The organism is uncultured Paraglaciecola sp. (genome assembly GCF_913020055.1).
Taxonomy (GTDB): Bacteria; Pseudomonadota; Gammaproteobacteria; order Enterobacterales; family Alteromonadaceae; genus Paraglaciecola.
The window spans coordinates 1-22595 of record NZ_CAJWCF010000080.1 but is presented as its reverse complement, the minus strand read 5'-3'; the positions used below and the strand labels follow the sequence as shown (position 1 = coordinate 22595).

Below are 22595 nucleotides of genomic sequence, written 5' to 3'. Positions count from 1 at the left end.
ATTTCTACGTCTTTAGGGGCTTCATTGGCGGTAAATACACGTTCTGTGAAATTAATTCGCACCGCATTTGAAAGGGACTCTTTGTAGGTGAAGTTAGGGTAATCAAAACTGTCACTAAACTCATCAAAGGTTTCAGCCGAATCAATTGGGAAACCGCGAAACAATACCGCACCAGATTGTTCTAAGTGCTGTTCAATTTCAGTCAAGTTCCGCTTTATCCAAGCATGACATTGATCAGCGGTTGTCAGCGAACCATCGTTGACAATTATTTGCGGAAATACATGCTTGCCGTCATCTATTTGCTTTGGCACGGATAAAGTTTGGATACTAGTCACGGTGGCCTCTTATTAATCGTAAATGGGATAAAAAGTGTTAAAAGCAGCTTCGCAGAAGTTGCCCGGATCATTAAATCGCCTATTACTGTTCAAAGATGAAATTCTATGCATTTCTTCTGACGTCAATTCGAAATCAAAAATAGCTAAATTCTCAATTAGTCGTTCTGGGCGAGACGTCTTCGGTATAATTGCATTACCTCGTTGAACACCCCATCGCAATACAACTTGTGCAGCCGTTTTGCCTAGTCTTTGTGCCGCTTGTTTAACCACAGACTGTTCTAACACAGATTCTGCAGCACCTGCCATATCTAGTTCAAGGTAGGATAAAGCACCCAGAGGTGAAAAAGCAGTAACCTGCAGACCATACTGATTAGCTAAACGCATTAATCGTTCTTGAGTTAAATAAGGATGTGATTCGACTTGTAAAACTGAAGGTTTAATTCGCGCATAAGACATCAAATCATTCAATAAACCGGTGTTGTAGTTGCATACACCAATCTGTTTGGTTAGACCTTTCTCCTGTTGGGCTTCCATTGCTTGCCACGTTTCAAACAATGGCACCGGTGCAAGCTCCATCTTGCCAACAGTTGTGTCTGTTATCCACTCTGGAGGATAACGGTCATCGAAATCGACGAAAGGTTGAGCAATAGGAAAGTGAATCAAATATAAATCGAGATAATCTAACTGCAAGTCAGTTAATGTTTTTTCTAAAGCAAGTCCGACATGCTCTTTAGCATGAAAAGTATTCCATAACTTAGATGTAACCCACAACTCTTCGCGAGTACATAATCCATCATCAATTGCGCGCTTAATACCTTCACCAACTTGCACTTCGTTGCCGTAATCACAAGCACTATCTAAATGACGATAACCAGCTTTAATTGCGTTATAAACAGAATCAGCACAAATATCCTGAGGTATTTTCCAAAGACCAAAACCGACCTCTGGCATCTTTTTATGACTATTTGGCATCTATTTTTCCAATTAAAAAGCGGGACATACTTCATGTCTTATATAAGACATAAGTTAAGTGAATGCTTAAACTTTGTCAAATGTACAGTAGAGATAAGAGGCTTTTGCTTCAAAAAGTTCATTAATGATAGAGATAGCCTTAGGAATACGAAGAATCAAACAGATTATTTTATTGAGATTCGCCTTCGTTTTTAAACAAACCATCTATTACATTCATAACATAGTGGTATGAGGGAGTGATGATGAAATTAGCTACTTCTTTTGTCGGGAGAAAAGAAGCAGCTAATGCAGCAGATGTAAATTAAAGTTGGGTACATTGAAAGCACCAGAATCACTAAAACGTCACTACTACGTTAATATACAGAGAGCTAAACGGCCTCACCTTCACCGCGTATCTTCATTTGCAAACCCTTCAAAAAGTTTCGCAAAATTTGATCATTACAGGCGCGATATTGACGATTTTCTGGTTTTCTAAATAAGGCACTCAATTCATGTTTGCTGATTTTGAAACCACTTAAATCCATCGCTTCTAAAACGGCTTCGGCTTGCATATTGAGTGCAATTTTTAGTTTCATGAAAATGATGTTATTAGTCAGCCTACGCTCTACTGGTGCTTCGACGCCTTCACGTTTACCGCGATTTAGATTAATCAAACCGTTCAAAAATAGTGAAAACTGAAGATCGGTAAGTTCGACAAAAGCAGGATCATCGTCTTTGCGTAACCAAGTATGGAGCTGAGCAACTGTAGCGGGGTAATCAGCTTGAGCAAAAATTTCAATCATTTTAGCGTCGTTAAAATCGAAGATATAACGCACACGGCGCATGACATCATTGTTAATCATAATATTCCTAAAAACGAAGTTGGTTTATCCAACCTTAAACATGTTGTTAGTTTAAAGGTTTTTATGCTGAATGCGTTACTTTATTGGCAGATAAATATCGATGATCATTTTATGTTCAAAGTCATCAGGATAAAAACTCACTCGTTTAATCGAACAACGTGAGTTTATAAGACTTACAATGCATTGTTCTAATCAGTGAAAATCCAGAAGCGCTTCTTAGTGCCGCCAAAAAATTTTCCATAATAGTTAAAAGCAAAAACTACTTTGTCGCCTTTGAGATTTGACTCGTTTGGCTTGCTGTTCATTAGCAAACGCCCTTAGTTTATCCATACGACTAAGAATATTGTCAGCTTCTTCAGACATTTGAGCCTGACTGCATAAATCCATATTCGCATAATATTCAACGTGCTGACTGCAACTCCGCTGAACGCTATTTGCACCACTAACTGAATTTAAATGATTATTCATGTTGCCTCCAACAAACAACTGTTTATACATACAGTATAATTATGTTCATTAATTGTGCAAATGTTTTTTATTCAACCTTTTAAAAGATATTGCTGCACAAAATGTAGTAAGCGTTCATTCTAGTTTGATATATGCTACCAGCCCATAGACCTAAACGTCCTATGTTAGGGAGACAAGGCTGATTTTAGAGCGCTTAAACCGCCCCCTAAGTCCGTCATTTTAAGGTGACACGGGAATAAACGTATTGATGATTATGTAGATAAGTATTTGGAGGGATAATGGCCGAAGCAAAAATTTGGTGGGGTGATATAACCCTGGCTTTAGATGAAATCAAAGTGTGGGGCATGGGTGAACGAAAAATAGCGATCCAAAGATTGCACAAGGAGTGGGTTGTTTGGAACAAGGAGTTAGAATCAGAGAGCACGTCTCAAATTAGTGTTAAATCCCTTAAAACAACTAATTCACTTATCGATGTGCCTTACTCACGTCACTTAGTTAATCAAACCAAAGATACTATCAATATATCACCTATTTTGGCTGATAGACCTATAGTGGCAAGACCCGCAACCTCATTAAATATCCTGCCTGGTGAGTTCGTTGAACTGTATATTAGCTCCCCCTTATGGTTTCTGATGAAAGTAAACATCGACGCTTCTCCCATTGTCGACATCCCATTTTTACGCCCTTCTGATTCTTGGTTTGGGCCTTCCACAATGGAAGGTGAGTTATGTTATGCAAAATACACAGACGCTAGAGTAAATTTAGCTCTAATTGAAAAACGCGGACACAGGGCGATTACTCCTGTATTAGTTAAAAATCAGCACACTGAAACCTTAGTAATTGAACGTATTAATTTACCCGCGCCATTTTTATCCTTATATGCAGATGAACAGAATAACTTTTGGACCCAGGAAGTCGAAATCACATATCATAGTGACAGTGATAAAGCAGGTTTGAGACTAAAGAACACCGCTCCAAAGAGCAATTCAGGCAACATGTATTTAGTCACAAACGCCAGACAAAAATCCGACAGTCATCACTTCGTAAAATCAATCAAAAGCTTATTAGGCTAATTTCCCTTAACCAATGAGGAACCAGTTATGGAAGAAACCACATCAACTATTAGCCTAATGGAACAGCTACATATATTTGCTATTGGCAAAGCATTATTGATTTTAATTGTTGGTTATTTCATCGCCAAAATTGCCAGCACGGCCATTTTACGTATCGATTTTTCTAATCTGGGTCCGCACGGTAAAGTGCAATTAAAAAGAGCGGTTTTTTATGGCATTTTTATTCTCATGCTATTTTCAGCTCTAAGAGAACTGGGCTTCGATTTGAGTGTGGTGCTAGGCGCTGCAGGTATTTTAAGTGTTGCAATAGGTTTTGCCTCACAAACATCAGCGTCTAATCTTATCAGTGGTATTTTTTTGATGATGGAAAGGCCATTCTCAATCGCCGATGTCATTCGGGTAGGAGATACAACGGGTGAAGTGATATCTATTGATTTGTTATCGGTTAAACTTAGAACATTTGACAATTTGTTTGTGCGCATTCCAAACGAATCAATGATTAAAACTCAAGTGACGACACTGACTAAGTTCCCTATTAGGCGCGCAGACTTACAAATAGGCATTGCTTACAAAGAGGATATTGAACAGGTTCAGCAAATATTGGCTGATGTCGCAGCAAAAAATATCTTGTGCCTAGACGAACCTGCACCTTTGTTTATTCTATTAGGATTTGGCAGTTCGTCAGTGAATATTCAATTTTCAGTATGGGCCAAACGAGAGAACTTCCTGGCGCTAAAAAACACTATGTATCAGCAAATTAAAAAGACTTTTGATGATCTGGGTATAGAAATTCCATTTCCGCATATCAGTATCTACAAAGGAGAAGCCACGCAACCAATCCCCATAACCATGCATCAGGAACAACATGGTTCAAACGAACCTATTACTGATAAAACGTCTAGCAGAAAACTATGAATCTAGAAGCTGAAAAACAGCATATTTGTCACGTCAGTGCCATTTTATATACCGCGAGTCAATCGATCCGAATACTGTCGCACATAGAATGGAATCGAGATGTTAAAAGGCAATTTTTTGCAGAAAAAAGCAAAGCACTGCCTAAAGTCACTTACCCTGAGTTTGATCCAGCTAACACCATATCTTTAGTCGCTGAAGCGCGAAAACTATTAGGTAATACTGATATTGATCAATGGCTAGAAAGAATAGCCATTAAGCTCGAATACAGTGCATTAATGATGGCTTCAACGGGTAGCAATAAATTCTATGAGTTCTCTGAAAAATTGTATGGCAAACCTACCAATCCTTTTGTTGATGGTAAGTCTACGCCCCTTGATTTAGCCAATACATTTGATAAACAAATAAGCAGTTATGCCAATTATGACATGGGTGCTCCTGCACCTATGTGTTACTTGGCGTCTGGCATTGCTGACCAAATGCAGGCAGCAGTAATTGAAATGTTTGGTGACGAGGCGCCTAAAATTGAGATAGTAGATGAACTATCAGCCAATGCATTGGCTAGCCCTAAACTGATTAGAATTAGAAAAACGGCTTGTTTTACTGACTTAGACGCTCAACAATTGATTAATCATGAAGCACATATCCATGTAGCAACGTCTATTAATGGTTTAAATCAGCCGCATCTGAAGATATTGGCAGCTGGTCATCCAGGTACTACTAAAACGCAGGAGGGTTTGGCAGTATTTTCCGAGTATATTACTAATTCAATCGATTTAGATCGTCTACGAAGGTTAGCCGATCGAATTATTGCCATTCAAATGGCAATTGAAGGCGCCAACTTTCTCGAGGTGTACCAGTACTTTCTCGGTCGTATAGGCAGTGAATCTCAAGCCTATGAAAATAGCCGCAGAGTCTTCAGAGGTGGCGTGTTAACAGGCGGGGCCCCCTTTACTAAAGATGGGGTCTATCTAGAAGGACTCATTCGTGTCCACAACTTTTTAAAAGCCATAGCAGCCAATGGTAGAGCCGATTGTCTAAAGCTATTATTTTGCGGAAAATTAGATATCGAAGATATTCCAGTACTGTACAAATTAGAAAAAATGGGACTTTGTAAGCCCGCTAAATATCTTCCTCCCTGGGTAAAAGATGCCCGTTACTTATTAGCCTATTTAACCTGTTCAGGGTTTCTTAACAAGATGGATGTCACTTCCATTTACGCTCACTACGATGACTTATTACACAGCATTCCAAAAACGGGGGTGTAATAAAAACCAGCTTACAGAACGATATAACTTGGCCTGTTATAATATTTAGTGCCTTGGAAATAACTATGAAATACCAATGGAATCATTCATCATTGATTATAAATCAATAATCATAAAAACGAGTTAATCCAACATGGATACAAATTCCGTTTCGGCAGTGGTTGAAGACGTTTTGCAGACCGCAAACCTGGCCATTGGCGACACTAACACTTACATACAATTAGTGGTCATCGCTGTTATTTATGCTTTGTCTTTTGCAATCGCGTACAAGATAAGACACAGCGTGGGGCTGACCCATAACGAACCATCAGAAAGTGCACATCCGGTGCGCAAACTTGCTTTTAGAATAGGCGGCGTTTTATTTCCTTTATTGGCGATCATTCTGTTACAGGTGTCGACTAAAGCCAGTGAAAGTTTGGCATTCACACCTTGGTTAATCGAAACTGCTTTAGCTATTGCAATCATGCTGTTTTTTAATTCTTTAATACGCGCTTTTGTTCAACATAAGTTTGCTGCGTCATTGTTTCGATGGATAGGTTTGCCCATATTGTTATTGCATATATTGGGTTTGTTACCAACCGTGATTAGTGCCTTAGAGGAAATATCACTTGATGTAGGCAATGTCAGCATATCGGCATACGGTGTAGTGAGAGTGCTTATATTTGGTAGTTTCTTATTTTGGTTAGGCCGTGCATCAAACACTTTTGGCAAAGCCGTCATCAGAAAGCAACCTTCCCTAGATGTGCCCACTAAAGAAGTATTCAGTAAACTCTTTGAAGTCGGCTTATTCTGTATAGTTATGCTGTTACTGCTCAATATTATGGGAGTTAACCTAACCACCTTAGCAGTATTCGGAGGGGCAGTAGGCGTAGGGCTTGGATTAGGCTTACAGTCTATCGCTTCAAACTTTATATCAGGCATTATTATCCTACTCGACCGCTCACTGACAGTGGGTGATTTTGTTGAGTTAGACGATGGGCAAAAAGGCTTTGTCCGAGAATTTAAAATGCGCTATGCCGTATTAGAAACCTACGACGGTAAAGACATCTTAGTACCCAATGAAAAGTTCATTTCGTCTTTGCTGGTAAATTGGACTCATAAAGATCCGAAACAACGATACCGCGTCGATTTTTCAGTGCCTTACGCCACAGATGTGCGCAGCATGGTTGAATTTATCAAGGTAGCCGTAGGAGAACATGAACAAGTCATAAGTGGTCTAGATGTGCCATTTGAAGAACGTCCTGATTGTGAGATTGATAGTTTTGGTGATTCTGGTATCAACATGTTTGTTGAGTTTTGGATGATAGGAGTGGACGATGGTAAAAACAGAGTTGGCGGAGATCTGATGCTAATTATTCTAGAAACTTTACGTGAAAATGGTATCGAAATACCCTTTCCTCAACGTGAAGTTAAAATTCTTAATCCTGAGCAGAACGTAGGAAAATAGTAACTCTATAAGAAAACAAAAAGGCCAAGTTTGCGGATGCAGACTTGGCCTTTTTTTATGCTGTTACTTTGAGTGTAACTACTATCCTTTACCTTGCGTTTTAGTGCGGTGAGGTTTGGCATTTTTTTCAATAAATTGAAAAATCAAATCAGCTACATCTTTTTCGGTAGCGGTTTCAATACCTTCCAACCCTGGCGAAGAGTTCACCTCCATCACCACTGGCCCTCGTTCAGCGCGTAATAAATCTACACCACACACATTCAGCCCCATAATATTAGCTGCCGCGACAGCTGTCGCTCTCTCCTCTTTGGTTAACTTAACTAAAACAGCAGAGCCGCCTCGATGTAAGTTTGAACGAAATTCACCTTCCGCTCCTTGACGTTTCATCGCTGCAACCACTCGGTCACCCACTACAAAACAACGAATATCGGCACCACCAGCTTCCTTAATAAATTCTTGAATAAGAATGTTAGCATTTAACCCCATAAAGGCTTCAACAATAGCTTCGGCAGTTTTAGCGGTTTCAGCCAACACCACTCCAATACCTTGAGTACCTTCAAGCAACTTAATAACACAAGGAGCTCCACCCACATTTTTGATTAGGTCTTTGATGTTATCTGGTCGATTGGCAAAACCGGTTCTAGGTAAACCGATGCCTTTTCTAGATAGAAGTTGCATCGAGCGAAGTTTGTCTCGAGAGCGACTGATAGCCACAGACTCATTCACACAAAAGCTACCGGTCATTTCAAACTGCCTAACAACGGCTGTACCATAAAACGATATTGAAGCACCTATACGCGGGATAATCGCATCATACTGCGGTAATTCTTTACCCATATAACGCACAACTGGTCTGCTACTAGTGATGTCCATATAACAATGTAGAGTATCTATTATGTCGACCTCGTGGCCTCTGGCAATGCCAGCTTCCTTTAGTCTACGAGTAGAATATAAATTTTTATTTCGCGAAAGAATGCCAATTTTCATACATTTCCACACAGTTGATTTATAAAAATGTGATCGTACCTATAAATAAACTTCAAATCGACTTATTAAATAAAGAGCTGTGAAAAAATTAAAGATATGATTGATTGCGTGAGAATTGACAAAATTGTGATAATCTCTCGCCCGCCCCAAATATAGGGCAGTTACTAAGAGTAAATTTTAATTACTTTGCCCTATCCCAACAGTTAAATTTTGATAATTAACCTTAAGACTAGATGTGGCCTTTATGACGTATGACATTTTAATTTGGATTGGTATCGCCATTTGCGTAACACAATCAGCGATTTTTTCGGGACTGAACTTAGCGTTTTTTAGTCTGAGTCGATTGCAGCTTGAAGTAGAAGCGAAGCAAGGACGTAGTAGTGCAAAAACAATACTTTCTATGCGCGAAGATTCTAACTTTTTGTTATCGACTATCTTGTGGGGCAACGTGTCAATAAACGTATTGCTGACTTTGTTGTCTGATTCGGTATTGGCTGGTATGTATTCATTTATGTTTTCAACCATTGTCATCACGTTTTTAGGCGAGATATTCCCCCAAGCCTACTTCTCTCGAAATGCATTAACTGTGGCATCTAAACTCACGCCTATAATTAAGTTTTATCAGATATTACTTTTCCCAGTAGCCAAACCTACCGCTTTGATTTTAGACGGTTGGTTAGGTCGAGAAGGTATTACCTACTTTCGTGAAAAAGAACTTACCGCCATTATCAACGCTCACATAGAATCAGATGATACCGACATGGAGCACGTTCAAGGCGTAGGTGCCCTTAACTTTCTTCAAGTGGACAAAATAACCGTTAGCCAAGAAGGTGAAAGTTTAGATCCCAACAGTGTATTAAAACTCCCCTGCAAACTGGATTTACCGATACTTCCAGAAATAGGCAGTCCTGAGTTTCTAGCCTTTGCCCATGATGTTAATCGCTCTGGGCATAAATGGGTGTTGTTGACAGATGAAGAAAACTTGCCACTGTTAATGTTGGACGCAGATGGTTTTATACGTTCAACGATTACCGAGGATGCGAACAAGGATCCCTATTCATACTGCCATCGCCCTTTGATAATAGAAAACGCTCAATGTTCTTTAGGTGAAGCGATGAAAAACCTAAAGTTAGCCCATGATTTAGAGCCCAACTCAGATGAAGTATTACATGCTGATGTAATACTAGTCTGGAGTGATACTGAAAAAAGAGTCATTACCGGTGCAGATATCTTAGGCAGATTGCTCAAAGGTATTGGTAGTAATGAAACCAATAAATTAACTGAAAAGAGCTAATATAAGGGTTTTCCGGGTATCTGCTGGGGCAATCACTGCGTCAATTTCTAATACGCTGGCCACCTCTTGAGCTTGGCCTTTTTGATATTGCTCGGCTAAGACTTGCTCATAAAGAACATTTCTAGCAGTAGGATCCTGCACCGCAGCGAGTTCTTTTTTAAAGCCGAGTTTGACTGCACCTTCTAGCCCCATCGCACCAAACTCTCCAGTCGGCCAAGCAATGGTATAACTCGGTTTACTGGTATTTCCTCCCAACAAAGCCTGAGCACCCAAGCCGTAACATTTTCTTAAAACCACTGCCACTAAGGGCACGGTGAGTTGGCTACCTGCCACAAACAATTGAGACAAGCGTCGCACTGCCCCCTTATCTTCATGCTCCGGACCCACCATAAATCCTGGTGTATCACACAGCACAACCAAAGGAATAGAAAACTGCTGACAAAGATGCATAAATTGACTGGCTTTTTCTCCTGCTTCAACATCAATAGCCCCGCCTAACACTTTACAGTTACTAGCAATCACTCCCACAGGATGACCTTGTAAATGCATAAAACCAGTAATGATAGCGCCACCAAATTGAGCTTTAATTTCAGTAAAAGAGTCAGTGTCTGCGAGGACTTTAATGATGTTTTTTACGTCATACACAAAACGCCTGTCTTCGGGTAAAACCTGATTTAGAAGCAGCTGATCTGCAAAGGTGCTTTTTTCTCCTTCGACCAATGGTCCTTGAAAATACAACAAACATTTTTTTGCCATTTCGGCCGCTTGTTGTTCATTTTCTACCAAAATATCAATCACACCATTTTTGCACTGGTTTGCGCTAGGACCAATATCTGTGGGTTTAACCACCCCTAAACCACCACCTTCAATCATCGCAGGTCCTGCCATACCTATCCATGAAGATTGGGTTGCAATGGTAATATCTGCCGCACCAAATAAAGCTGCGTTGCCAGCAAAACAATAACCGTTTGCCACTGATATGCGTGGCACTTTTCCTTGTAAACTGGCCCAAGTCGCGAAGGACTGACATTGCAGTCCAGAATTTACCGTTGTGATATCTGTATCACCTGGGCGTCCTCCACCACCTTCAGTAAACATCACCACTGGATAGTTTTTATCTGCTGCTACTGCCAAGATACGATCTAGTTTTAGATGATGGAAGTATCCCTGGGTGCCTGCTAATACGCTGTAATCATTGATTACTATGGCCGTCTGCGAGTCCTTTTTCGTAACCAAGTCTGGATTAATATGCCCCACTCCGGTGATAACTCCATCAGCGGCAGTCGCCGATTTTAAATCCTCGTGATCTCGGCGTAACCGCTGTGCAGCCACGGCCATTTGCCCGTATTCCATAAAACTGTCAACAGGACACAAGTTTTGTAAGTTCTGTCTAGCGGTTAAATAGCCTTTCTGATGGCGTTTTTGTTGCTGTTCCAATCTGAATTCATCAAGTGTCATTGCCTTTCTGACGTTCAGTTCGTCTAGTAATATTTGATTGATACTGTCCGTGTTTGGCACTTTTGTAGTATTTATTTTATTTGCGCCGTCTGCGTGTATATCCAGCAAAGGCATGCCCAACAAACAATCATCACCAATGCCGACAAAAACTTGGTTCACCTTTCCCGACACTTCTGCACACAAGGTAGTTTGCATTTTCATAGCTTCGATAATAAGTAATGGTTGCCCCAAGTGTACTAGCTCATTTTGATTGACCAAGACTGCCACAATAATTCCTTTATTGGGCGCGCACGACGTATGAATGGGGGGCATAAAAGACACCTTAAACTTTTCAAATTAACTCATACTAGCATCGACCAGCAGGATTGATCCCGTCAAAAGTCACCGATGTTAAGAAAAAACTTGGCAACTCGGGTTAAAATATATACCTTGACACGATAAAGAAATCTTATAACAATCATAATGATACTGAGAATAATAGCTACATTACTCATAATGTTAGCACCCATAGTAGTAAGTGGTGATTCGATGAAACACTTATATCGGGTACTTGAGTAAAAAGGCAGACTGTATGATTGAAAATTTAAAACGTTCCTTTTTAAACTATTTAATGCTTTCAGATAATGATGATACGTTTGGAGGTTTAGAAAGATGGCGTGTCAGTGCTTTACGAATAATGATCATTAGCGGATATTCGCTTTACTCTGTGGTGGCAATTCATTGTCTAATTAAATCATTTGAGAACGGATATTATGCAACTCTTCCCGTCATATTAGGCTTTTATATCGTAGGTGGATTACAGCTTTGGTTGTCTAAGACTCACTATTATCTCAGTTCTTACAGTTTACTAATCAGTATTGTTCTCGCCGCTGTATGTATCAATTCAATGGTGCAAATACCTACTCTAGCCATGTTAGGCCCTGTGTTTATTTTCTCTTTACCTTTAGTGGCTTTTGTACTGTTAGGATTAAAAGTGGGGGTTATTTGTATAATCCTTAATATTTTACCTTTTGTTACTTTGCTAAATGGTTTTCAACTTAATCAGTACATAAGTGAACACGCGTATGTAGAAGGCGCAAATGCCTATATATTTAGCATTATATTTCTATTTTTTAATGTCTGTATCCCGTTAGCAGTAGCTCGGGCTAATGTCGCTAATTTTCGTTTGAACAAACGCATTACTGCACAGAATGTCAATTTGCAATTACAAAATGATTTTTATAAAACCTTATTTGTTGAAACTGATATAGCCAAATTAGTGGTGTGCTCTAATGGTTTTATTTCTGAGATGAATACAGCTGCTGAACAATTATTAGATTGTAACTTTAAGCAGCGAACCCAAGTCATTCCGATTTCAGAATTATTTTTCGACATGCCTTCAGAAGAAGGAACAATCACTGTTAATTTGACTGTTGCAGGCAAGATGAAAGCGTTCAAAGTAAGTCGTAGTGCATTGCTCAACAACTCTTATTATTTTCTTACCGTTCAGGATGTTACAGCTAAAGTAATATTGCATAAAACCTTGGCTGCACAGACTCTACTATATCGAAAGCAAAACTTAGACGAAGCGACTCGTTTGCCGAATCGAACTTGGTTAGAGAGTCATTTAAAAAACCAATTAAGCTACTCAGATACAAAGTTATGTATCGTAGCGATCCGTATTAAAAACGCTGAATTTGTAGCACAAAAACATGGCTTTCAAACGATGCCTTTAATGATCCGTAAATTAGCCGACCAGTGGTTATCAGAAACAAAAGTGGAATGCCAATTTGCATCTGTAGAGCCAAACAATTTAACTATCGTTTGTGAATTGTCTGACAAAGGAGCACAAAGTTTGCTTACCTCTTTTATCGAACAGTTACCTAAAAACCTAAAAATTAAAGGACAAAAAATCCCTCTAGACATCCAGTTTGGTATATCACTTTCAGATGGAGCAAATCTTCAATCCGAAAAACTGGTTAATAATGCTCTATATGCGGCAAACTCAAGTAACCTGGAGATAAACTTCTACCAAACCTCTAGTCTGGAACGTTTTATAGAACAGCAGGAAATTAACCTTCTTTTGAGTGAAGCCATCGCGAATGATGAACTTCATATAGTGTATCAACCTAAAGTAGAAGGGGATGGGAGATTAATCGGTTTGGAAGCATTATTACGCTGGAATTCACCGGTTATTGGTGCGGTTTCTCCCAGTGTATTTATTCCAATTGCGGAAAAATCAGGTTTAGTAACCAGTCTAACTCGTTGGTTGATTTTAAACGTTTGTAAACAAATAAACGACTGGCAACAGTCAAATTTACAATTAGTACCAGTCGCAATTAATATTTCAGGTGCAGACCTTGACCAAGATGATTTTCATGAACATTTGATCAAACCTCTGATCGAATACAAAATCAAACCTCAATTAATAGAGCTTGAATTAACCGAGTCAGCAAGAAGCATCTCCAATGAGAAAGCTTTATCAACCATAAATCACCTCGTCAATTGGGGATTTGATATTACTATTGACGACTTTGGTATTGGTTATTCTGGTATTTCAAAACTCATATCCTATCCAGTAAAAAAAGTAAAAATAGACCGACAGTTTATTAAAAACATCGATAAAGATAAGAGAAAGTCTCAAGTGATAGAAGCTATCATTGCAATGTGTAAAGTGTTTAATATACAAATATTGGCTGAAGGAACAGAAAACTTTGCCGAAGTAGACACCTTAATCAAGTTGGGCTGTCATAATTTTCAAGGTTATGTATTTTCCAAACCAATGAAAGCAGAAAATGTTAGGCAATTATTGTTGGTACAAAATGTATTGGATTTCAATAAATGTAGCCCTCTGGGCATACGTTAAAAAGACTAATCACCTTCCAACAAAAAACGCTCAGCGCGTTCTACTTTGCGCGGTTTCGCGGCTATCACTATTACGTCACCCACTAATAACGCCATGTCTTCATCAGGCTCTGCTAATTCAAGGTTATCCCTGCGCAGCCCTTTGACTTTAATCCGCCATTGCTGCAGATTTAACTGTTTCAATGATTTGCCCACTGCATAAGCATCTTCGGTCAGAATAACCGCGTGCATAAACTCCAGTTTGTCTTGTTTGGCGTAATCAAGTTCAGTCGTTTCACCCGGAAAAAATCCGTGCATATTGGCATAGTGCCCCATACGTTCTTTGCGCACACGTTTGAGTATTCGAGACATTGGCACACCAGATAACTGTAAAACCTGTGTCACTAACATCAGACTTCCTTCTAGAATTTCTGGCACCACCTGTGATGCTCCAGCTTCGAGCAACTCTTCCATGCGATAATCTTTTCGAGTTCTGACCACAACTGGTAAGTCGGGATATAGGCTTTTGACAACATGAATAACACTCATAGCCTTTTCATGTTGGTCAAAAGTAATCAACACCAACTTAGCTCGTTCTATTCCAACAGAACGCAATATGTCCTTTTGTTTTACGTCACCAAAATAAACCGGCTCTCCCGCACTTTGACTCTCTTGTACTCGGATGGGATCAGCATCTACCACCATATAAGGGATTGCTTCTATCTTTAATAAACGGCTAACTGATTGGCCCACACGGCCAAAACCAAAAATCAGTACATGGTCTTTGAGTTGTTGGTCTCTGGCTGAAAGTTGTTCTAAGCCTTTAACGTTAGGCGCGGCTTCAGGACTAATTGCTCTAGCGATTTTTGGACTTTTATCGACCAACCAAGGTGTAATCGCCATACTCATCACACCAATAGTTAACAATAATGACCCTTGTTCTGAGTTTATAATCGAGCGATCTACCGCCAATGCAGCCAATACAAAACTGAATTCCCCCATTTGACACAATTTAAGTCCAGCCGCCCAAGCATCTTGTTTACCTAATTTAAAGATTTCAGCAGAAACCCGAATAAGCACCACTTTAAACAACACAATAACCACTAAACCTAACAGTGCCCAATGTATCTGGCCTGGTAAATTATGCAGTTCTAAACGCATTCCAATAGTAATAAAGAACAAGCCCATCAGGATGTCTCTAAAAGGGCGTATATCAGCTTCTAATTGATGTTTATATTGGCTTTCACCTAGCATCATGCCTGCTAAAAACGCACCTAACGCCATGGATAAGCCAAACGAAAACGCTAAACCAGCGGCCATCAACGCCACCATAATGGTAGTCAAAACAAAAAGCTCATCAGTGCGGGTGCGAGCAACTTCACTAAACACTTTAGGTAATACCCATTTGCCTATGGATAACAAAATACCGATGACTAGCAGCCCCTTGAGAAATGCCATCGAAATGGCAATACCTAAACTTTGTTCTGAATCAGCAGCTAATAAAGGCACCAAAATCAGCAATGGCACAACAGCCAAATCTTGCAGCAATAAAATACTCACCGCAATTTGCGCGCGAGGAGTATTCAAGATCCCTAAATCACTGGTTTGTTTAATCACAATGGCAGTGGAAGAAAGCGCAATAATGCCACCTATCACCAGCGATGCTTTGCCATCAAACCCCAGTAACATGGCAATGCCCATAAATACGGACGTGGTTAATACCATCTGGGCCAGCCCCACACCAAATACTAGATGGCGCATGGCTATCATTTTGGGAAGTGAAAACTCCAAGCCCAATGAAAATAACAAAAAAACAATTCCTAGCTCGGCAAAGTTTTGCATGTCTTCAGGATGCTCAAATAATGCAAGCAGGTCCGGACCGGCCAAAATCCCACAAAACAAATAGGCCAAAATAGGCGGTAAATTGATACGTTTAAATAACCAAACAGTGATCACTGCAACGGCCATCAGAATAACAATATTGCCTAAATTTCCATGCATGGTCTGTTGTTTCCTGTTTTTATTATCTGACCGGCACAATATTTGCTCAGTGTTAGATAATAGTATTTTTGTATAGCAATTCGCCAATTTATTGGCAGGAGAAACCGTTGGAACAACTTAACCAGTTATACGACGAAAACGTCGGTGAGCCTTATTTCAGCCTTGAGGAGTCTAATCAAGGACTCAACCATGGGCAGAATCAAGGACTATCACAAAGTAAACTTAATAAATTCATCCAGAAATTGCTAACAACCATAGATTTGCCCAAACTTACTGAATTATATTTTCAACAGCTAGAAACCACCCTACCGCTGTCTGAACTAAAAATCCAGTTTGAAGATAACCGAGTGACATTTGGTCAACCGGTAAAAAATACACACTTAAAAACCCTCAATTGTTTGCAGATGGGTGGCATAGTAGCCGTTATGGATTATGCCTTTAAACACCCGTTGTCGTTGAAGAATTGGCAAATTTTGCAACAGATGCATAGTAACTTTTGTTTTCCATTTAAAAATGCATTGGAACACCATAAAATTAAACAATATGCCATGAAGGATTTTTTAACCTCTTTAGGCAACAGAGCTAGCTATGACGAAACTATGGTCAGGTTGGCCAATCAATCGCAAAGGCGCCACCAGCCTTTTGGTTTGTTGGTATTAGATATGGATAACTTTAAACAAGTTAACGATGTTCACGGGCATCAAGAAGGCGATAAAGTATTAATGGCCTGTGCAGATACTATTGTGCACAGCCTGAGAGAATCTGATTTTGCCTTTAGATTTGGTGGTGATGAATTCTGCTGTTTGTTACCAGATGCAGATAACCAGACTAACAATTTGATTGCAGAACGTATTCGCAGCGCAATTGAATCACACCCTTTGCTGCAACAACATCAAATATCTTGCAGTATTGGTAGCGCGACTTATCAAGAGGAAGACTCGCAAATTGGTATTTTCTCGCGAGCTGATGAAGCACTGTATGCTGCCAAACAAGCAGGAAAGAATTGTATTAGAAACGCTTAGTAGAAGCTGGCAAAAAATTGCCGTCAAAACCTGCAAAAACGACAAAGCCATGCTAATCAGCATGGCTTTGTTATATTAATACGCATAAAGAATTGTGATGACTTAAGGTCAAAGGCAATTCAAAACATGCTCTTATCTAAACAACACTTTTTCTTGATTAAACCAATACACACAAAAAGCAAACAAAGCCCCTGCAATAATGACGGTTGAACCAAAAATGGCAAAAAGTTGATAATAATCCATTGTCCCTTTGACCAATTCTTTCATGGCTAGTGAAACGTTAGTCACCGGCACCCAAGCCCAAGCACCTTTCAATTCTACGCCAGGTAAAAGCGCGATCATAATAGGTACAATGACCAAAATTGTCATAGGTCCCATGTAACTTTGCGCTTCTTTGAAACTTTTGGCATAAATAGAAATGCTCAGCAAAATCGCCGAGAAAATCGCCACTACAGGCACCAGCATGAGAAATATCAGCAGAAAATCAATCATGGCTATTTGTGCCATAAAATCCGCGACAAACTTAATTGCCATACCTTGACTTAAAACCAATCCCCAAATCACCATACTGGCAACAGTTATGAGCGCAGTCATTGTGCCTGCAAAAGCAATAGTCAAAAATTTTCCCATGACAATTTTGTTTCGATCTATCGGTGAAATCAACAAGGTCTCAAGAGTGCCCCGCTCTTTTTCACCAGCACCGATATCTGTAGCTGGAGCCATCGCACCGGTCAAACAGATAATGAAAAGTAAATAAGGCAACATGCCACCAATCTTTTCCCCCCAATTTTCACGATCATCTGCGGTATTAACTTTCTCTAAGACAATCGGCTCTATCAAAGCACTTTGTTTGGCTTCATTTAAACCCAAATCAGAAAACGCACTTTGTTGAAACAACTCTGACTGACTTTTAACAATTTCATTTACCCGTCGGTAAACCAAATTGAGTCCTGCATCGTTGTAATATAACTTAATGTTAGCCTGACCATTTGTTAAAACATCGCTTGAATAATTTTCTGGAATTTCCAACACAAAATCCACAGTATCGCTGCGTATAATCGAGGTATAATCAGCGTCAACTTCAATTTCGACAAGGTTAAACTTGTCTGGTTGTTGCAGCTCCTTAACAATATCTGGTGCATATTGCCCACCTATCAACGCGTAATTAAGTACTTGAGTTTCTGCTTTATCGATGGCTTGTTTACTGACAAAACCAACAATACCGAAGATCAAAGGGAAGATTAATAACGGCAGCGCTATCATAAAAAACAAGGTTTTACGGTCGCGTAGTAATTCTTTTATCTCTTTTTTAAATACTAACCACATAGTCTATTCTCCCTTTTCGCTAACAGTTGATTGGATAGCAGCCATAAAGGATTGGTGTAATGAACCCTCAGAAAGCGCTTTAAAACTGGCGATATCACCATCAAACATCGTACTACCTTGATCAATAACCGTGACCTTGTCGCATAACTCTTCAACTTCATCCAAATGATGCGTTGAAAAAATCACCGGAGTACCTTGCTCTTTTAAGCCACGAATAAACTCGAGTACAGTTTGTGTAGCCATAATATCTAAACCTGTTGTGGGTTCATCTAAGATTACTAACTCTGGAGAGTGCACCACCGCTCGAGCAATCGCTGTTTTTTGCTTCATACCGGTTGAGAAGTTTTCTGATCGTCTGTCTAAGAAATTGTGCATATCCAATAAATCAGCCAGCTCCTGTATACGACTGGCAATAGACTCTTCGCTCATGCCATGTAACTGACCGAAATAATGGATATTTTCACGGCCCGTTAAGCGACCATATAATCCGGTAGAGCCTGATAGAAAGCCAATCTTCTTGCGAGCAATAACAGGATTGGCTAACACGTTATCACCGTCAATTTCGACACTGCCACCATCTGGTTTGAGCGCTGTGGATAACATACGTAAAGTGGTGGTTTTGCCGGCTCCATTTGGTCCGAGCAAACCTAACACTTCACCTTTTTGACAAGTAAAAGATACATCTTGCACCGAATGGAAAAAACGTCCTTTTAGTCGCGGATCTTTTTTCTCTTGCTCACTCAGCTTTTTAGGATTTTCCACAGCGAACTTCTTCGCCAGTTGTTTTATTTCTATCATTCCTTTTTCCTAGTTTGTTACTGCCTGTTATCTATAGTCTCTGAATTTTGTGATTTATTACATGCGCTAGGTAAAAAAAATGTGTAACAATAATCAATTCCAGCAAACTATAAAAAAATACACATCATCATTATCGTGCAGCAAAGATAAATTAAGGGAAGTTAAATGCAACAAGTCAGTAACCCATTTCAGGCCATGAAGGACATTATTACCAAACCTAATCAAGTGTTTGCCACCATCAATGAAGTTCACAATTGGTCATGGATCCCATTTTTATTTATCGCAGTGACTGGTGCCTTTCCTATTTATTTGTATTTCAACTTTGTTGACTTTGCTTGGTACAACGAATTAATGGTGCAATCTATCGCCGGAGACCTTAGTCCTGCTGAACAAAATTCAGTACGTAATGTCATGTCAGATCAAGCGCAATCTTTATGGGCTGGAGTATTTGGTTCAGTTTTGGTCGCTATTGTCAGCAACGCTATATTGGCGCTTTACTTTAATATTTTCACTAAGGCCGATGAAGAGTGTGTACAAGGCTACACAGACTGGTATGGCTTCGCTTGGTGGGTAAGCTTACCCACTATTGTAGCTAGTTTAATTAGCATAGTGGTTGTGTTGTTGGCACAAGATAATCAGCTATCTCCCGTGGCCATGGCGCCGACTTCGTTGGCATTTATTTTTTCAGTCGATATGACATCTCAGTGGTCATCGTTGATGCAAAGTATTCGTTTAGAATCCATTTGGATGATGTACTTAACCACAGTAGGTTTGAGTCAGTGGACCAATTTCTCGGCAAATAGAAACTACACTATTGCTATCTCACCCTATCTTATTATTTGGGGTATCAGGACGCTATTTATTATTTTTTAGTCGCGACAGTGGCCTGAAATAATCTGTGTTAGCGTAAAACGCTGGGGTTTTATTGGTATCCCACATACCTGGGATGCCTAATAAAGGAATGGGAAACATAGGTTTCTTTTCAGCAAAAAAATTGCTCTGTTTGATATGTTTTACTAATAACTCATCAACCTGCTTTAACTGCTCACTATGACTTATCGTAGCAAACTGACTATCTACTTCTAAGGCAAGCCATTTTCCTGTTAGACCAATGAATGGCTGTAACAACATTTCTAAATTAGCGTGGCCAAAGATAAAACTGTTTAACTCTTTACCCCACGCCAGTCTATTTTCTATAAAAACAGATTGCCATCTGTGCATCGCTAACTCTTTAATCAGTTGCTGAGCAATAGAGTCTTTTTGATAGGTTAATATCACGCCACATTCATCAAAATGGGTTAAGTTATTGCGTCTAATCGTTCTTGGAGACAAACCATTTAATTCAATGTCTTCAACATGTTGTTGGTTAAGCAAACGTTTAGTGTTTGGAAACTGCAACCAAATTAGGCCATTAAACAAGTCATGCCAGCTATCTGGCCGAGTAGGAATGATATTTTGTTGATGGATTATTTGCTCGTAATAATGCTCAGTCTCGCTGAGTTGGTTTTGACACACAAATTGCGGGATAGACAAATCCCCTAAGCGCGATTTTAAAACATTGAGTCCATTGGCGTTTGGACAGTCTGCCATAGCGGACAGGCCAAAAAGCTCTTCAAGTTGCTGCATGGGCAACATAGATTGTTGCTGAATATAGTCTTGGTGCCAAACGCTCACAATTGCCCTTGAGATAAATCTACTGTAAAAAGGATGCGTTTATAATATCTATGCCATTAAACTACAAGAGCAACTATATGAAAACTTGCCACACACTCCTGGCCTTATGCCTGCCATTAACATTGGCTCTATCAGCCTGCCAAGATAAAACAATTGAAGCTAAGCCGCCGGTTGAAGATAACTTTGTTGATGTTTATCAAAGCATTAATACTGATGACCTAAAGAAACATATCAAAATATTAGCATCGGATGAGTTTGAAGGTCGCCTACCCACTACAGTAGGTGAGCAAAAAACCCTTGATTATTTAGTCAACGAATTTAAACAAATGGGTTATGCCCCAGGCAATGGCGACAGTTTTTTACAACCCGTTGAACTGATTGAAATGACAGCTGATCCGGATATGACCATGACCATAGGCGAAAACGAGCTTGTCTATAAAGAAGGCATGATTGCGTCTACCAGCCGAGAGCAAAGCAAAGTAGAACTAAAAGATTCTGAACTAGTATTCGTTGGTTACGGAGTCAATGCCCCTGAATATGATTGGAATGATTACCAAGGCTTAGATGTAAAAGGTAAAACCGTAGTGATTCTGGTTAACGACCCGGGGTTTGAAAATCCCGAAGGTGATAAGTTCCAGGGCAAAACTATGACCTATTATGGCCGCTGGACATACAAATACGAAGAAGCCAGTCGCCAAGGTGCCGAGGCAGCTATCATAGTCCATGAAACTAAACCTGCATCTTATGGCTGGTCGGTAGTTGCCAATAGCTGGAGTGGTCCACAATATGGTTTAGTCAGCAAAAATGGCAATGCTGACCGCGTGGCAGTTGAAGGTTGGTTAACCATTGAATCAGCACAAAAAGTATTTGCTGATGCAGGTTTAGACTTTATTGCCGAAAAACAAAAAGCAAAAACGGCACCTTACAATAAACACTTAGGTTTAAATGCCTCGGTCACCGTCAATAACAGCTTTAAGAAATCAATCAGTCATAATGTCATTGCTACTTTGCCAGGAGCAGAAACACCAGACGAACACCTAATATTTAGTGCCCACTGGGATCATTTAGGCAAAGATGAGACAAAAGATGGCGACCAAATCTATAACGGTGCCCACGACAATGCCACTGGCACTGCCACAGCTCTAGTCATGGCAAATGCCTACGCAAAATTGAACATAAAACCTAAACGTTCTGCCACATTCTTGATTGTTACTGCAGAAGAACAAGGTTTATTAGGTTCTAAATATTATGCAGAACATCCCATTGTGCCACTTGCTAAAACCGTGGCTAATATCAATATGGATGCAATGAGTGTTTTAGGCAAAACCAAAGATGTTGCGGTAATTGGTATGGGTAAATCTGATTTAGAAACCAACCTAGAAAAAGCGGCTAAACGCCAAGGTCGATACTTAGTGCAAGAAGGGACCCCTGGAGCTGGCTATTATTATCGCTCTGATCATTTCAACTTTGCCAAGCAAGGCGTTCCTGCATTATATGCAAAAGGTGGAGAAGAGCCTATTGATGAAGCCACTGCAAAATACCGCAAACGCACCAATGTCATAGTGAGAGGCTGCTACCATCAAGTATGTGACCAATTCCGCGAAAACTGGGATTTATCAGGTATCCAACAGGATGCGCAACTATTGTTTGAAGTGGGTCATGATTTAGTATCATCGAATGATTGGCCAAAATGGAACACAACAAGCGAGTTTCAACGGAAGTAGGATTTAGACTTGAGACTTACGCTTTTAATAGCGTAAGTCTTTTTTGACCTTATAACTTGATGTGCTCAATAAACGGCAAGATTCATTTAAAATTAAGGCTATGTTTTTGTAAACTGTTGCAATACTGTATATAATTACAGTTAATAAGGAGGTGGTCTATGATCCCAGCAC

General features: G+C 39.8%; 18 protein-coding genes and 1 pseudogene. 9 read left to right on the top strand and 10 right to left on the bottom strand.

What is annotated here, in order from left to right; translation table 11 throughout:
• The 4 genes and pseudogenes from QZ488_RS15850 to QZ488_RS15835 all read right to left on the bottom strand — a co-directional run.
• Positions 1–335, bottom strand: a pseudogene (locus tag QZ488_RS15850) (TauD/TfdA family dioxygenase); the annotation flags it as partial.
• Positions 336–347: 12 nt separating this feature from the next.
• Positions 348–1307 carry an aldo/keto reductase gene (locus tag QZ488_RS15845; RefSeq protein ID WP_293750541.1) on the bottom strand — a complete coding sequence of 320 codons (960 nt, stop codon included), beginning with the start codon at positions 1305–1307 and terminating at the stop codon, positions 348–350.
• Positions 1308–1675: 368 nt separating this feature from the next.
• The gene (locus QZ488_RS15840) at positions 1676–2149 is read right to left on the bottom strand and encodes a DUF1456 family protein (RefSeq protein WP_293750539.1); all 474 of its coding nucleotides are present in this window, start codon (positions 2147–2149) and stop codon (positions 1676–1678) included.
• 246 nt (positions 2150–2395) lie between these two features.
• Entirely contained in the window at positions 2396–2617 is a 222-nt protein-coding gene (locus tag QZ488_RS15835) for a hypothetical protein (protein WP_293750535.1), read from the bottom strand.
• A gap of 278 nt (positions 2618–2895) precedes the next feature.
• On the opposite strand from QZ488_RS15835, the gene QZ488_RS15830 reads away from it, so the two are divergent.
• From QZ488_RS15830 to QZ488_RS15815, 4 genes are all read left to right on the top strand, one after another.
• Entirely contained in the window at positions 2896–3690 is a 795-nt protein-coding gene (locus QZ488_RS15830) for a hypothetical protein (protein ID WP_293750534.1), read from the top strand.
• 27 nt (positions 3691–3717) lie between these two features.
• Positions 3718–4605: a mechanosensitive ion channel family protein gene (locus QZ488_RS15825; protein ID WP_293750532.1), complete on the top strand. Its 888-nt coding sequence runs from the start codon at positions 3718–3720 to the stop codon at positions 4603–4605.
• Entirely contained in the window at positions 4602–5870 is a 1269-nt protein-coding gene (locus QZ488_RS15820) for a flavohemoglobin expression-modulating QEGLA motif protein (RefSeq protein WP_293750530.1), read from the top strand. The genes QZ488_RS15825 and QZ488_RS15820 overlap by 4 nt, the downstream gene beginning before the upstream one ends.
• 133 nt (positions 5871–6003) lie before the next feature.
• Complete coding sequence (locus tag QZ488_RS15815; protein ID WP_293750528.1) at positions 6004–7317, top strand: mechanosensitive ion channel domain-containing protein; 1314 nt, start codon at positions 6004–6006, stop codon at positions 7315–7317.
• Positions 7318–7398: 81 nt separating this feature from the next.
• Here the strand turns inward: QZ488_RS15815 and rimK are convergent, their stop codons facing one another.
• On the bottom strand, positions 7399–8304 hold the full coding sequence (rimK, locus tag QZ488_RS15810; RefSeq protein ID WP_293750526.1) for a 30S ribosomal protein S6--L-glutamate ligase: 906 nt from the start codon (positions 8302–8304) through the stop codon (positions 7399–7401).
• 244 nt (positions 8305–8548) lie between these two features.
• Between rimK and QZ488_RS15805 the strand changes: the two genes are divergently transcribed.
• Positions 8549–9598 (top strand): DUF21 domain-containing protein, encoded by a 1050-nt coding sequence (locus tag QZ488_RS15805; protein ID WP_293750524.1) that lies wholly within the window; start codon positions 8549–8551, stop codon positions 9596–9598.
• Here the strand turns inward: QZ488_RS15805 and QZ488_RS15800 are convergent.
• Positions 9581–11368, bottom strand: coding sequence for a carboxyl transferase domain-containing protein (locus tag QZ488_RS15800; protein WP_293750522.1), 1788 nt, complete (start codon positions 11366–11368; stop codon positions 9581–9583). The genes QZ488_RS15805 and QZ488_RS15800 overlap by 18 nt on opposite strands.
• A gap of 259 nt (positions 11369–11627) precedes the next feature.
• Here QZ488_RS15800 and QZ488_RS15795 point away from each other — a divergent pair, with 259 nt between their 5' ends.
• Positions 11628–13901 (top strand): GGDEF domain-containing phosphodiesterase, encoded by a 2274-nt coding sequence (locus QZ488_RS15795; RefSeq protein ID WP_293750520.1) that lies wholly within the window; start codon positions 11628–11630, stop codon positions 13899–13901.
• Positions 13902–13906: 5 nt separating this feature from the next.
• Here the strand turns inward: QZ488_RS15795 and QZ488_RS15790 are convergent, their stop codons facing one another.
• Positions 13907–15880, bottom strand: coding sequence for a cation:proton antiporter (locus QZ488_RS15790; protein WP_293750518.1), 1974 nt, complete (start codon positions 15878–15880; stop codon positions 13907–13909).
• 107 nt (positions 15881–15987) lie between these two features.
• On the opposite strand from QZ488_RS15790, the gene QZ488_RS15785 reads away from it, so the two are divergent.
• Positions 15988–16902, top strand: a complete 915-nt coding sequence (locus QZ488_RS15785) for a GGDEF domain-containing protein (protein ID WP_293750516.1) — start codon at positions 15988–15990, stop codon at positions 16900–16902.
• A 132-nt stretch (positions 16903–17034) separates the two neighbouring features.
• Here the strand turns inward: QZ488_RS15785 and QZ488_RS15780 are convergent, their stop codons facing one another.
• Positions 17035–18228 (bottom strand): ABC transporter permease, encoded by a 1194-nt coding sequence (locus QZ488_RS15780; protein ID WP_293750514.1) that lies wholly within the window; start codon positions 18226–18228, stop codon positions 17035–17037.
• 3 nt (positions 18229–18231) lie between these two features.
• A complete protein-coding gene (locus tag QZ488_RS15775; RefSeq protein ID WP_293750512.1) occupies positions 18232–19026 on the bottom strand; it encodes an ATP-binding cassette domain-containing protein in 795 nt (264 codons plus the stop codon).
• Between the two features lie 165 nt (positions 19027–19191).
• Here QZ488_RS15775 and QZ488_RS15770 point away from each other — a divergent pair, with 165 nt between their 5' ends.
• Positions 19192–19899 (top strand): YIP1 family protein, encoded by a 708-nt coding sequence (locus tag QZ488_RS15770; RefSeq protein WP_293750511.1) that lies wholly within the window; start codon positions 19192–19194, stop codon positions 19897–19899.
• Here QZ488_RS15770 and QZ488_RS15765 read toward each other — a convergent pair.
• Positions 19882–20700 carry a DUF3025 domain-containing protein gene (locus tag QZ488_RS15765; RefSeq protein WP_293750509.1) on the bottom strand — a complete coding sequence of 273 codons (819 nt, stop codon included), beginning with the start codon at positions 20698–20700 and terminating at the stop codon, positions 19882–19884. The genes QZ488_RS15770 and QZ488_RS15765 overlap by 18 nt on opposite strands.
• A gap of 77 nt (positions 20701–20777) precedes the next feature.
• Here QZ488_RS15765 and QZ488_RS15760 point away from each other — a divergent pair, with 77 nt between their 5' ends.
• On the top strand, positions 20778–22424 hold the full coding sequence (locus QZ488_RS15760) for a M28 family metallopeptidase (RefSeq protein ID WP_293750507.1): 1647 nt from the start codon (positions 20778–20780) through the stop codon (positions 22422–22424).
• The last annotated feature ends 171 nt before the right edge of the window (positions 22425–22595 follow it).

Bases quoted from the DNA above. Each gene is read 5' to 3' on its own strand.
- QZ488_RS15845 (WP_293750541.1), bottom strand. From the start codon at position 1,307: ATGCCAAATAGTCATAAAAAGATGCCAGAGGTCGGTTTTGGTCTTTGG.
- QZ488_RS15840 (WP_293750539.1), bottom strand. From the start codon at position 2,149: ATGATTAACAATGATGTCATGCGCCGTGTGCGTTATATCTTCGATTTT.
- QZ488_RS15835 (WP_293750535.1), bottom strand. From the start codon at position 2,617: ATGAATAATCATTTAAATTCAGTTAGTGGTGCAAATAGCGTTCAGCGG.
- QZ488_RS15830 (WP_293750534.1), top strand. From the start codon at position 2,896: ATGGCCGAAGCAAAAATTTGGTGGGGTGATATAACCCTGGCTTTAGAT.
- QZ488_RS15825 (WP_293750532.1), top strand. From the start codon at position 3,718: ATGGAAGAAACCACATCAACTATTAGCCTAATGGAACAGCTACATATA.
- QZ488_RS15820 (WP_293750530.1), top strand. From the start codon at position 4,602: ATGAATCTAGAAGCTGAAAAACAGCATATTTGTCACGTCAGTGCCATT.
- QZ488_RS15815 (WP_293750528.1), top strand. From the start codon at position 6,004: ATGGATACAAATTCCGTTTCGGCAGTGGTTGAAGACGTTTTGCAGACC.
- rimK (WP_293750526.1), bottom strand. From the start codon at position 8,304: ATGAAAATTGGCATTCTTTCGCGAAATAAAAATTTATATTCTACTCGT.
- QZ488_RS15805 (WP_293750524.1), top strand. From the start codon at position 8,549: ATGACGTATGACATTTTAATTTGGATTGGTATCGCCATTTGCGTAACA.
- QZ488_RS15800 (WP_293750522.1), bottom strand. From the start codon at position 11,368: ATGCCCCCCATTCATACGTCGTGCGCGCCCAATAAAGGAATTATTGTG.
- QZ488_RS15795 (WP_293750520.1), top strand. From the start codon at position 11,628: ATGATTGAAAATTTAAAACGTTCCTTTTTAAACTATTTAATGCTTTCA.
- QZ488_RS15790 (WP_293750518.1), bottom strand. From the start codon at position 15,880: ATGCATGGAAATTTAGGCAATATTGTTATTCTGATGGCCGTTGCAGTG.
- QZ488_RS15780 (WP_293750514.1), bottom strand. From the start codon at position 18,228: ATGTGGTTAGTATTTAAAAAAGAGATAAAAGAATTACTACGCGACCGT.
- QZ488_RS15775 (WP_293750512.1), bottom strand. From the start codon at position 19,026: ATGATAGAAATAAAACAACTGGCGAAGAAGTTCGCTGTGGAAAATCCT.
- QZ488_RS15770 (WP_293750511.1), top strand. From the start codon at position 19,192: ATGCAACAAGTCAGTAACCCATTTCAGGCCATGAAGGACATTATTACC.
- QZ488_RS15760 (WP_293750507.1), top strand. From the start codon at position 20,778: ATGAAAACTTGCCACACACTCCTGGCCTTATGCCTGCCATTAACATTG.